Source organism: Enterobacter soli (assembly GCF_964208575.1).
Classification (GTDB): Bacteria; Pseudomonadota; Gammaproteobacteria; order Enterobacterales; family Enterobacteriaceae; genus Enterobacter; species Enterobacter soli_A.
On sequence record NZ_CAXOFU010000029.1, the window covers coordinates 30,772 to 42,310 of the forward strand.

Here is an 11,539-nt window from a genome sequence, read left to right on the forward strand (position 1 = left end):
CGTTAACAACAGGAGCACATGATGAAGGCAACGAAACTGGCCGTAATTACCCTTTTTGTTCTGATGGCCGTCAGCGGGATCGGCGGCGTGATGCTGGCAGGCTACTCGTTTATTGTTCGCGGCGGTGTCGGCTGAGCAAGCGCATCAGGCGCTCAAACCCGCGGTCAACCACGATAGCGGCCAGCGCCACCAGAATCGCCCCCTGAACGATATAGGCCGTATTAAATCCGCTTAGGCCGATAATGATCGGCGTTCCCAGCGTGCTGGCGCCAACCGTCGACGCGATGGTCGCTGTACCGATGTTGATAATCACCGACGTGCGGATCCCCGCGATAATCACCGGTGCGGCCAACGGCAGCTCCACGTTGCGCAGCCGCTGCCAGGCGCTCATCCCCATCCCTTCCGCCACGCTCGTCACCGACGCGGGGACGGCCGATATTCCGGCCAGCGTGCCCTGCAGGATGGGCAGCACGCCGTACAAAATCAGCGCAATAATCGCAGGCTGCTGACCAAAACCGATGACCGGCACCGCAATCGCCAGCACCGCCACGGGCGGAAACGTCTGGCCGACGGCGGCGATGGTTTCGATCAGCGGACGAAACTCCCGCCCGGACGGACGCGTCACCGCAATCCCTGCCCCGACGCCCAGCACGATGGCGAAGGCGCTGGACACGGCCACCAGCCAGAGGTGCGCCAGAGTGAGGTTAATAAAGCTTTCCTGCTGATAGACCGGGCGCGGCAGCCCCGGAAAGAGCGAGCTGAACAGCCCGCCGCTGTAGGGCATCAGGAACAGCAGCGCAATAAACAGCAGCACCAGCCAGAGCAGCGGATCACGCATCCACTTCACGCGTCACCTCCCCGGCCAGCAGATCGCGGAAATAGAGCGTGCCGCAGGGCGCGCCCTGGGCGTCCGCCACCGGCAGCGCCTCGCACTGGCGCGCCACAAACGCCGACAGCGCATCGCGCAGATTCATCTGCTCCCGCAGCGGCTCGCCGTGTAGCGCAGCCCCTTCCCGGCGCATATAGTCCCCGACGGTGCGCAGGGACAGCAAACGCACGCCCAGCTCGCTGCGGCCGAAAAACTCGCGCACGAAATCGTTCGCCGGGCGGGTAAGGATCTCCAGCGGCGTGCCCTGCTGCACCACCTCGCCGTTGTCCATCAGCACCAGCCTGTCCGCAAGCCGCAGCGCCTCGTCAATATCGTGGGTGACCAGAACAATAGTGCGCCCGAGGATGCGGTGGATGCGCGTCATCTCCGCCTGGAGCGCGCTGCGCGTCACCGGATCCAGCGCCCCGAACGGCTCGTCCATAAGCAGCACCTGCGGATTCGCCGCCAGCGCGCGCGCCACGCCGACGCGCTGCTGCTGCCCGCCGGAAAGCTGGTGCGGGTAGCGCTCGCGCAGGGCGGGATCGAGCCCCAGCAGCGCCATGAGTTCGTCCACGCGGGCGTTCGTTTTTTGTCGCGACCATTTCTCCAGCTGCGGCACCGTGGCGATATTCTGCGCCACCGTCCAGTGCGGAAACAGGCCGATGGACTGGATGGCGTATCCCATCCGGCGGCGCAGCTCCAGCACCGGAAGGCTGCGGATCTCCTCTCCGGCAAAGCGGATCAGGCCGCTGTCGTGCTCCACCAGCCGGTTGATCATTTTAAGCGTGGTGGATTTGCCCGACCCCGAGGTGCCGATCAGCACGGCGAATTCGCCCTCCTCGAAGTGCAGATTCAGGTTGCTGACCGCCGGGAGCCCGGCAAAGTTTTTACTCACATCGTGAAATTCAATCATTGTCCTTCTCTCCCGAGCAGCGCGAGCCACAGGGCAAACAGCGCATCCACCACCACCGCCAGCGCAATGGCAGGCACCACGCCTAACAGCACTAAATCAAGGGCGCTGCTGAGCAATCCCTGGAACACCAGCGCACCGAACCCGCCCGCGCCAATCAGCGCCGCAATCACCGCCATGCCCACGGTTTGTACCGCCACAACCCGAAGGCTTCGCAGCAGCAGGGGAAGCGCAAGGGGCAGCTGCACCTTCCAGAAGCACTGCCGGGCGCTCATGCCCATCGCCTTTGCGCTCTCCAGCACGTCTGCGGAAACCTGCCCCAGCCCCGCCACCATGCCGCGCACCAGCGGCAGCAGCGCGTAGAGCACCAGCGCGATGAGCGCGGGGGTTAGCCCCGTGCCGGCAATGCCGAGCGTGGAGAGAAACGGAAACGACTTAACCAGCCCCGCCAGCGGGGCAATCAGCAGGCCGAACAGCGCCACGGACGGGATGGTCTGAATGACGTTCAGCAGGGCGAAAACGCTCCCCTGCCGGGCGGGATGGCGATAGCACCAGATCCCCAGCGGCACGCCGAGGAGCAGCGCCGGTACGAGGGTGCCGAACAGGATCGTCAGATGCTGCGCCAGCGCGCTGTCAAAAATCTCCTGGCGGTTGGCGTACTCTTTTAGCAGCGAAAGCGCGTTCAGCTCGCCGCTGAACAGCAGAAACAGCGGAACGCACCAGATTTGCGCGTTCAGCACCCAGCGCCAGACGGCATTTTGCGTCAGGCGGCGAATGGCGTCGCTGCTGGCCAGCAGGCACAGGGCGAGCCACAGCCACAAACCGCTGCCGACGGACGTGCGCGCCAGCGGGCTTTCGACAGACACCATTTTCGTTGCCGCCAGCCCCGCGCTCCAGAACAGCGCAATAAACAGCCCTTCAAAGAGAATGAGCGTCAGCCAGCGCGAGAGCTGGCCCTGCCGAAAGGCAAGCAGCACCAGCGCGAAGAACACCCCCGCCAGCAGCGCGGGGGTAAATGACCAGAGCTGCCAGAGCGTGCGCCCTTCCCCGGAGACCAGGCGGTTGGGCGCAACGTTAACAAACGGCAGCGCAGCGGCTGCCGCGGCGATAATCGCCAGCAGCAGGAGCACGCGGTTATGACATTTTATCGGCACATCCTGTCCTGTTACTTCACAAGCCCTTGTTGCTTAAGGAAGTCGGCTGCCACTTTTTTGGCATCCAGCCCTTCAACCGCAATACTGGCGTTAAGCTGCTGCAGCGTTTTCTCATCCAGCTTTTCAAAGACCGGCTTGAGCCACGCGTCGAGTTCCGGATACGCCTTCAGGGTCGCTTCCCGCACCACCGGGGTTGGGGCGTAAATCGGCTGTACGCCTTTCGGATCGGTCAGGGTTTGCAGACCGAGCGCCGCCACCGGGCCGTCGGTTCCGTAGGCCATCGCCGCATTCACGCCGGACGTTTGCTGAGCGGCGGCCTTGATGGTCACCGCGGTATCGCCCCCGGCCAGAGAGAGCAGCTGGCTCTGGTCGAGCTTGAAGTCGTAGGCTTTTTCAAACGCAGGCAGCGCGTCGGTACGCTCGATAAACTCGGCGGAGGCCGCCAGCTTGAATTCACCCTTCTCTTTCAGATAGCGGCTGAGATCCTCAAGGGAGGTCAGCTTGCCCTTTTCGGCAATGTCTTTGCGAACCGCGATGGTCCAGGTGTTGTTGGCGGGCGCAGGCGTAAGCCAGATCAGCTTGTTTTGATCAGCATCGAGCTTTTTGACCTTCTCGTATCCGGCTTTGGCGTTTTTCCAGGCCGGATCGTTTTCATCTTTGAAGAAGAACGCACCGTTGCCGGTGTATTCCGGGTAGATATCCAGCTCGCCGGAGGTTATTGCCCCGCGCACCACGGGCGTGGTGCCAAGCTGAACTTTATTGACTGTTTTAACGCCGTGGCTTTCCAGCACCTGCAAAATAATGTTGCCGAGCAGCGCCCCTTCGGTATCAATTTTGGATCCCACTTTGACCGGCTCCGCGGCCTGAAGCGGCAGGCTCAGCGCCGCCAGCAACGCCGCAGAAACCCCTATCCCCGTTTTAATCGTCATTCCGCTATCCTCATTTTTTTATCGCCTTTTTCAGAGGCTTGAGACAAAAGCGTAGCTTAAAACAGCGGGTTTACCCGGCAAAATGCCTTTTTAGCATAAGGTAAGACGCATCCCCCGGCTGGCGGGGGATGGTGAGGTGGGACGATTACTGCAGTTCGAACTCTGCTTTATTCACGCGGGCGGAATCCACGCCGATAAACACGTTGAACTTGCCCGGCTCGGCATCGTATTTCATCTGCTGGTTCCAGAACTTCAGCGCATCGATATCAATCGGGAAGCTGACGGTTTTGGTTTCACCCGGCTTGAGGGTCACTTTCTCGAAGCCGCGCAGCTGTTTCACCGGACGGCTCATCGAGGCTGTCACGTCCTGCACGTACATCTGCATAACGGTCGCCCCTTCGCGCTTGCCGGTGTTGGTGACGTCCACGCTGGCGGTCACCTTGCCGTCACGCTTCATAGTCGGCGCGGACATTTTCACGTCGGACACCTTAAAGGTGGTGTAGCTCAGGCCGTAACCGAACGGATACAGCGGGCCGTTGGCTTCGTCGAAGTAGCGCGAGGTGTACTTGTTCGGCTTGTCGGCGTTATACGGACGACCGGTGTTCAGGTGGCTGTAGTACACCGGGATCTGCCCGACAGAGCGCGGGAAGGACATCGGCAGCTTGCCGGACGGGTTGTAGTCGCCAAACAGCACGTCGGCGATGGCGTTCCCGCCTTCGGTCCCGGCGAACCAGGTTTCCAGAATCGCGTCAGCCTGCTGATCTTCTTTCACCAGCGCCAGCGGACGGCCGTTCATCAGCACCAGCACCAGCGGCTTGCCGGTGGCTTTCAGCGCGGCAATCAGGTCGCGCTGGCTTTGCGGGATAGTGATATCGGTACGGCTGGAGGCTTCGTGCGCCATGCCCTGCGCTTCGCCGACCACGGCCACCACCACGTCGGCCTGCTTCGCGGCGCTGACGGCTTCGTCAATCATCTCTTTTGCCGGACGCGGATCGACCTTCACCGCCTCTTCGTACTGGTTCAGGAAGGTAACAATGTCTTTATCGTCGGTGACGTTGGCGCCTTTGGCGTACACCACTTTGCCATTTTCGCCCACCGCGTTTTTAATCCCGGTCAGCACGGTGACGGACTGATCCGCCACGCCCGCCGCCGACCAGCTTCCCATCACGTCGCGCTTGCTGTCCGCCAGCGGGCCGACCACGGCAATGCTGGCGGATTTTTTCAGCGGCAGCGTGTCGAGGCGGTTTTTCAGCAGCACGAGGCTCTCGCGCGCCACTTCACGCGCTTCTTTACGGTGCAGGCGGCTTTCGGCGTTGGTGTCCGCCGGGTCAGAGTCCTTCGGCCCCAGATGGCTGTACGGATCGTTGAACAGGCCCATGTCGTATTTCACGTTCAGCACGTGGCGGGTGGCGTCGTCCAGCTCCGCCATCGTCACCTTGCCGCTTTTCACCAGCCCCGGCAGGTATTTGCTGTAGTACTCGTCGCTCATGCTCATGTTGATGCCGGACTTGAGCGCCACGCGCACCGCGTCTTCCGGGTCGGAGGCCGTGCCGTGTTTAATCAGCTCTTTGATAGCGCCGTGATCGGACACGGTGATGCCCTTAAAGCCCCACTGGTCGCGCAGCACGTCTTTCAGCAGCCAGGCATCCGAGGTGGCCGGCGTGCCGTTGAGGGAGTTCAGCGCCACCATTACCGCGCCGCTGCCCGCATCCAGGCCCGCTTTGTACGGCGGCATGTAGTCGTTGAACAGGCGCTGCGGGCTCATGTCGACGGTGTTGTACTCTTTACCGCCTTCCACCGCGCCGTAGGCCGCGAAGTGTTTTACGCTGGTCATGACCGAATAGCGATCCGCCGGGCTTTTGCCCTGCATCGCTTCAACCATGGTTTTACCCATCGTAGACGTGAGGTAGGTATCTTCACCGAAGCCTTCCGAGGCGCGGCCCCAGCGCGGGTCGCGGGACACGTCGACCATCGGCGCCCAGGTCATGTTCAGGCCGTCGTCAGCCGCTTCATAGGCAGACACGCGCCCGACGGTTTTCACCGCGTCGAGGTTAAAGGAGGAGGCTAAGCCGAGGCTAATCGGGAAGACGGTGCGCTGACCGTGCAGCACGTCGTAGGCAAAGAACAGCGGAATTTTCAGGCGGCTCAGTTCCATCACCTGATCCTGCATTTTGCGGATATCCTGGCGGGTGACGGTGTTAAAGATCGCGCCCACCTGCCCGTCTTTGATCATCTCGCGGATCGCCTCTTTCGGGTTATCCGGGCCGACGCTGATAAGACGAAGCTGGCCGATCTTCTCATCGACCGTCATCTTTTTGAGTAATTCGGTGACGAACGCGTCGCGAGCCTCAGGCGTTAGCGGGTGATTGCCAAACAAATCATCTGCCAGTGCAGGTTGTAACGCCAGGCTGACGGCGACACCCACAGAACAAAGCCATTTCATGTTTTTTACTCTCTCATCAATAACCGTCGGAAGATCTCGGCCAGACCGTGCGAAAAGCGCAGTGTGCCACAAACCCTCCTTTCGTTGCAGGGTTATTCTCTGATTTTTCTGATGAATACCCGACCGCTTAACGGCTAATCGCGCTATGCTTTACAGCGAGAAATTTGCCCCACCACAAGGAGTGGAAGATGTCTTCTGTTCGAACTGACGATAACAATACTTTTATTCACGAACTGTCGCGCCTGGTTGGCTCCTCTCACCTGCTTACCGACCCGGCGAAAACCGCCCGCTACCGCAAGGGCTTTCGTTCCGGCCAGGGGGATGCGCTGGCGGTGGTGTTTCCCGGCACGCTGCTGGAGCTGTGGCGCGTGCTGAGCGCCTGCGTCGCCGCCGACAAAATTATTCTGATGCAGGCCGCCAATACCGGCCTGACCGAGGGCTCCACGCCGAACGGCAACGATTACGATCGTGACATCGTGATTATCAGCACCCTGCGCCTCGACAAGCTGCACCTTCTGGATAAAGGCGAACAGGTTCTCGCCTTCCCCGGCACCACGCTCTATTCGCTGGAAAAAGCCCTTAAGCCGCTGGGCCGCGAGCCGCATTCGGTCATTGGCTCCTCCTGCATTGGCGCCTCGGTCATCGGGGGGATTTGCAATAACTCCGGCGGCTCGCTGGTGCAGCGCGGCCCGGCCTATACCGAGATGTCCCTTTTCGCCCGCATCGATGAAAACGGCAAGCTGACGCTGGTAAACCATCTGGGAATTGACCTCGGCGTAACGCCGGAACAGATTTTAAGCAAGCTGGACGATGACCGCGTGAATGACGCGGACGTTCAGCACGACGGCCGCCACGCCCACGATCACGACTACATCACCCGCGTGCGCGACATCGAGGCCGATACCCCGGCGCGCTACAACGCCGACCCGGATCGCCTGTTCGAATCCTCCGGCTGCGCGGGCAAGCTGGCGGTCTTCGCGGTGCGCCTGGACACCTTCCCGGCAGAGAAGAAGCAGCAGGTGTTTTATATCGGCACCAATCAGCCGGAGGTGTTGACCGAAATTCGTCGCCATATCCTCGGCGAGTTCACGCACCTGCCGGTGGCGGGCGAGTATATGCACCGGGATATCTACGACATCGCCGAGCGCTACGGCAAAGACACTTTCCTCATGATCGACAAGCTCGGCACCGACAAAATGCCGTTCTTCTTTACCGTGAAGGGGCGTACCGACGCGATGCTGGAAAAGGTGCCGCTGTTTAAGCCGCACTTCACCGACCGCTTTATGCAGAAGCTGGGCAACGTCTTCCCGGCGCACTTACCGGAGCGAATGAAAACCTGGCGCGACAAGTATGAGCATCACCTGCTGCTGAAAATGGCCGGGGACGGCATCGACGAAGCGCAGGCCTGGCTGACCGAGTTCTTCAAAACCGCCGAGGGCGATTTCTTTGCCTGTACGCCTGAAGAAGGCAGCAAAGCCTTTCTGCACCGCTTTGCGGCGGCGGGCGCGGCGATCCGTTACCAGGCGGTTCATGCGGATGAGGTGGAAGATATTCTGGCGCTGGATATCGCCCTGCGCCGGAACGACACCGAGTGGTTTGAACACCTGCCGCCGGAGATCGACAGCAAGCTGGTGCATAAGCTCTACTACGGGCATTTCATGTGCTACGTCTTCCACCAGGATTACATCGTTAAAAAAGGGGTGGATGCCCACGCGCTGAAGGAGCAGATGCTCGAGCTGCTGCACGCGCGCGGTGCACAATATCCGGCGGAACACAACGTCGGGCATCTGTATAAAGCCCCGGAAACGCTTAAGCGTTTTTATCGCGAAAATGACCCTACAAACAGTATGAATCCCGGAATTGGCAAGACTACGCGGCATAAATACTGGAAAGAGAGCGAGCAGACCGAGCAGCGGGATATGCAAGCCTCTGATTGAACCCTACAGCCATATTTAAGAGATTGTTAAGCGCTCCTCAATCGTACTAGAGTAACTGCCTGTCGCCGGAGAAACGTTTCTCCGGCTTTTTTAGACGAGGAGCCAGCACATCATGTCGGCTGTTGATACGTTATCCGAAACCGAAGTTGAAGTGCGCGATGCCGTGCCCGACGATGTGCATGCTATCGCGGCAATCTATGCCTGGCATGTGCTGCACGGTCGCGCCTCCTTCGAGGAAGTTCCCCCTACCGTTGACGAGATGCGTCAGCGAATGAAAAATGTCGTGGACAAGGGGTTGCCGTGGCTGGTTGCGCTGTATCGCGGGATCGTGGTCGGCTATTGCTATGCAACGCCCTATCGCCCCCGCCCTGCCTATCGCTACACCATTGAAGAGTCTATCTATGTCGATGCCAGCACCACCGGGCGCGGCTTTGGCTCGGCGCTAATGAACGCGCTGATTGCCCGCTGCGAAGAGGGCCAGTGGCGACAGATGATCGCCGTGGTCGGCGACGGGCATAACAACTCGGGCTCCCTGCGCCTGCATAAAAAGCACGGCTTCGAGATTGTCGGGCAGCTTCGCAGCGTGGGATACAAGAAAGGCGACTGGCGGGATACGCTGATTATGCAGCGACCGCTGAATGACGGTGACTGGACGCTGCCGGAATAAGTTCTGTGCGGTCTGGTGCCCTCACCCCGCCCCTCTCCCACGGGGAGAGGGAGAAAATAAAAAAACGGTAACTTATGTTACCGTTTTTTTATTTGTAGGCCGGGTAAGGCTACGCCGCCACCCGGCACAAACAGGCGGCTCAGTCGTTCTGCGCCGTCGCCATCTGCTCGGCTTTCTGCTTTTTATAGCTCAGCGCGGCAGCCGGAACGGGCTGCACTTTCCCGGTTTCAATCCAGGTCCGCAGACGGCTCGCGTCCGCGAAGTGGGTGTATTTGCCGAAGGCATCCATCACCACCAGCGCCACCGGCTTGCCGTTGAACACGGTACGCATCACCAGACAATGACCCGCCGCGTTGGTAAAACCGGTCTTGGTTAACTGGATGTTCCAGTTCTCGCGATAGACCAGATGGTTGGTATTGCGAAACGGCAGGGTATACGCCGGGTTCGCGAAGGTCGCCATCTCTTCTCGCGTGGTGCTCAGCTGGCCGATCAGCGGATACTGCTTAGTGGCAATCAGCATCTTCGACAAGTCGCGGGCGGTAGACACGTTATGGATCGACAGGCCGGTTGGCTCGACGTAGCGGGTGTTGGTCATACCGAGGGATTTGGCCTTCGCGTTCATCGCACGGATAAACGCGTCATAACCGCCGGGATAGTGGTGGGCCAGGCTCGCCGCCGCGCGGTTCTCTGAGGACATCAGCGCCAGCAGCAGCATGTCTTTACGGCTGATCTCGCTGTTCAGGCGCACGCGAGAATAAATGCCCTTCATTTCTGGCGTATGGCTAATGTCGACCTTCAGTTTTTCATCCAGCGGCAGTCGCGCGTCAAGCACCACCATCGCGGTCATTAATTTGGTAATAGAGGCTATCGGGCGAACCAGATCCGGGTGGCTGGCGTAGATCACCTTGTTGGTATTCAGATCAACAATCATCGCACTGCCGGAGGCAATTTGCGGCTGTGCGGCGGTGGTCGCAGCGGGCGTTTTTGCGATCGCTGGCGCGGCAACGTTTGCCCCCAGGATCAGCGCAAGGCTAAGTAAAGAAACTCGGAATTTCAGCATGGTGAGGCTTCTGGTAATTATTCACGCACGTAATGACGTACACCGCCTGCGGGAAGGTGTAAACGCAGGCTGGCTTCGGCATCATAGCCGCCTCAATGCGTTGTCGCCAGCGAAGAATAGTGAACAGATGCTGCATTGCTGGCATTTACGCCAGCAATGCAATGAACTTAAAAGAGGCGATATCCATAACCCCAAAGAATGACTGTCAGCGCCAGTAGCGCCTCCAGCACCAGCACGCCGATCGCGAGCGTAGAGCTGGAGAAGCTCAGGCCCTCTTCTTTGTTGATATTGAGGAAGGTCGGGACGCCCAGATACAGCAGATAGCCGGTGTAAAAGAGCGCCACGGTACCGATCAGCGCGCACAGCCAGACCAGGGGATAGAGCGCGACAATACCGCTTAAGAACAGCGGGGTCGCGACGTATCCGGCGAAGACCATACAGTGCGCCAGCGACGGACGCTGCGGGTAGTTACGCGCCATCCAGTGAATAACGCGCCCCATCACCGCCCCCCCTGCCAGCATGACGCCGTAGAACAGGATGGCCAGATACAGCCCGGTAAACCAGGAGAGTTTTACGACGGTGCCATCACCGAAGTTCCAGCCAATTTGCGTTGTGCCAATAAATGCGCAAATCACCGGCACCGCCGCCATGAGCAGCACGTGGTGAGTGTAGTGATGCGCGACCGTTTCGTTCTCGCTTCTGATTACGTGCATTTCCCGATCGGGATGGGAGAAAAGTCCCCAGACATGGTTCATAGCGCCCCCTTGTTGTCGGCCCGTCAGCGATGTCTTAAGTATAATGCAGGCTTTAGATTATTTTCTGTACAGTGGGAAATTTCCGTTGATTGCCGCGATGTTTATTCATGGGGTATATGATTAGTACAGGCATTCGCAGGGAGACTACGCTTACTTTATGGATATCAACGGTCTGATTGAACAATACGGATACGCGGCGCTGGTGGTTGGCAGCGTGGCGGAGGGGGAAACCATTACCCTGCTGGGCGGCGTCGCGGCGCATCAGGGGCTGCTGCGTTTTCCGCTGGTGGTGGCCGCCGTTGCGCTGGGCGGCATGATTGGCGACCAGCTGCTCTACTTCCTGGGGCTGCGATTCGGGCCGACCCTACTCAAACGCTTCTCTAAGCATCGCAAAAAGATCAACCGCGCCCAGAAGCTCATCCAGCGCCATCCCTATCTGTTCGTGATTGGGACGCGCTTTATGTACGGCTTTCGCATTATCGGGCCGATCCTGATTGGCGCGAGCCGCCTGCCGCCAAAAATTTTCCTGCCGCTGAATATTCTTGGCGCGATCGCCTGGGCGCTGATTTTTACCACGCTGGGCTACGTCGGCGGCGAGGTGATTGGGCCGTGGCTGCACAATTTTGATCAGCACGTTAAGCACTGGGCGTGGCTGATTCTGGTGGTTGTGGGGGTGATCGCGGTGAGGCTGTGGCTGAAGCACCGGGAGAGTAAGCGGGGGGAGGATTGACCATTCCTTCCCGGCGGGTGAGAGGCACATACGGCTCTGGTAGTTGTTCCGTTCACTTCATGTTCCCTGCTTCTCTGGTATCACAA

At 59.7% G+C, this 11,539-nt stretch carries 11 protein-coding genes; 4 read left to right on the forward strand and 7 right to left on the reverse strand.

Features of this window, described 5'->3' with window-relative positions; translation table 11 throughout:
* Positions 1 to 21 precede the first annotated feature (21 nt).
* On the forward strand, positions 22 to 135 hold the full coding sequence (locus tag AB6V08_RS21615) for a protein YohO (protein ID WP_010433613.1): 114 nt from the start codon (positions 22 to 24) through the stop codon (positions 133 to 135).
* On the opposite strand, the gene AB6V08_RS21620 is transcribed toward AB6V08_RS21615, so the two are convergent.
* The 5 genes from AB6V08_RS21620 to bglX form a co-directional block, all read right to left on the reverse strand.
* The gene (locus tag AB6V08_RS21620) at positions 110 to 847 is read right to left on the reverse strand and encodes an ABC transporter permease (RefSeq protein ID WP_368544846.1); all 738 of its coding nucleotides are present in this window, start codon (positions 845 to 847) and stop codon (positions 110 to 112) included. The genes AB6V08_RS21615 and AB6V08_RS21620 overlap by 26 nt on opposite strands.
* Positions 831 to 1,781 carry an ABC transporter ATP-binding protein gene (locus AB6V08_RS21625; protein ID WP_368544847.1) on the reverse strand — a complete coding sequence of 317 codons (951 nt, stop codon included), beginning with the start codon at positions 1,779 to 1,781 and terminating at the stop codon, positions 831 to 833. The genes AB6V08_RS21620 and AB6V08_RS21625 overlap by 17 nt, the downstream gene beginning before the upstream one ends.
* Entirely contained in the window at positions 1,778 to 2,932 is a 1,155-nt protein-coding gene (locus AB6V08_RS21630; protein ID WP_368544848.1) for an ABC transporter permease, read from the reverse strand. Before AB6V08_RS21630 ends, AB6V08_RS21625 begins: the two co-directional genes overlap by 4 nt.
* Positions 2,933 to 2,943: 11 nt before the next feature.
* Positions 2,944 to 3,861, reverse strand: a complete 918-nt coding sequence (osmF, locus tag AB6V08_RS21635) for a glycine betaine ABC transporter substrate-binding protein OsmF (RefSeq protein WP_368544849.1) — start codon at positions 3,859 to 3,861, stop codon at positions 2,944 to 2,946.
* Positions 3,862 to 4,006: 145 nt separating this feature from the next.
* Positions 4,007 to 6,304, reverse strand: a complete 2,298-nt coding sequence (gene bglX, locus AB6V08_RS21640) for a beta-glucosidase BglX (protein WP_368544850.1) — start codon at positions 6,302 to 6,304, stop codon at positions 4,007 to 4,009.
* 188 nt (positions 6,305 to 6,492) lie between these two features.
* On the opposite strand from bglX, the gene dld reads away from it, so the two are divergent.
* Both dld and AB6V08_RS21650 read left to right on the forward strand, forming a co-directional pair.
* On the forward strand, positions 6,493 to 8,241 hold the full coding sequence (gene dld / locus AB6V08_RS21645) for a D-lactate dehydrogenase (protein WP_368544851.1): 1,749 nt from the start codon (positions 6,493 to 6,495) through the stop codon (positions 8,239 to 8,241).
* A 112-nt stretch (positions 8,242 to 8,353) separates the two neighbouring features.
* Positions 8,354 to 8,908 carry an N-acetyltransferase family protein gene (locus AB6V08_RS21650; RefSeq protein ID WP_368544852.1) on the forward strand — a complete coding sequence of 185 codons (555 nt, stop codon included), beginning with the start codon at positions 8,354 to 8,356 and terminating at the stop codon, positions 8,906 to 8,908.
* Positions 8,909 to 9,047: 139 nt separating this feature from the next.
* On the opposite strand, the gene pbpG is transcribed toward AB6V08_RS21650, so the two are convergent.
* Both pbpG and AB6V08_RS21660 read right to left on the reverse strand, forming a co-directional pair.
* Positions 9,048 to 9,968 carry a D-alanyl-D-alanine endopeptidase gene (gene pbpG / locus AB6V08_RS21655; RefSeq protein WP_368544853.1) on the reverse strand — a complete coding sequence of 307 codons (921 nt, stop codon included), beginning with the start codon at positions 9,966 to 9,968 and terminating at the stop codon, positions 9,048 to 9,050.
* 167 nt (positions 9,969 to 10,135) lie between these two features.
* Positions 10,136 to 10,723: a Yip1 family protein gene (locus AB6V08_RS21660; RefSeq protein WP_368544854.1), complete on the reverse strand. Its 588-nt coding sequence runs from the start codon at positions 10,721 to 10,723 to the stop codon at positions 10,136 to 10,138.
* Positions 10,724 to 10,880: 157 nt separating this feature from the next.
* Between AB6V08_RS21660 and AB6V08_RS21665 the strand changes: the two genes are divergently transcribed.
* Positions 10,881 to 11,453: a DedA family protein gene (locus AB6V08_RS21665; RefSeq protein ID WP_368544855.1), complete on the forward strand. Its 573-nt coding sequence runs from the start codon at positions 10,881 to 10,883 to the stop codon at positions 11,451 to 11,453.
* Positions 11,454 to 11,539: the final 86 nt, after the last annotated feature.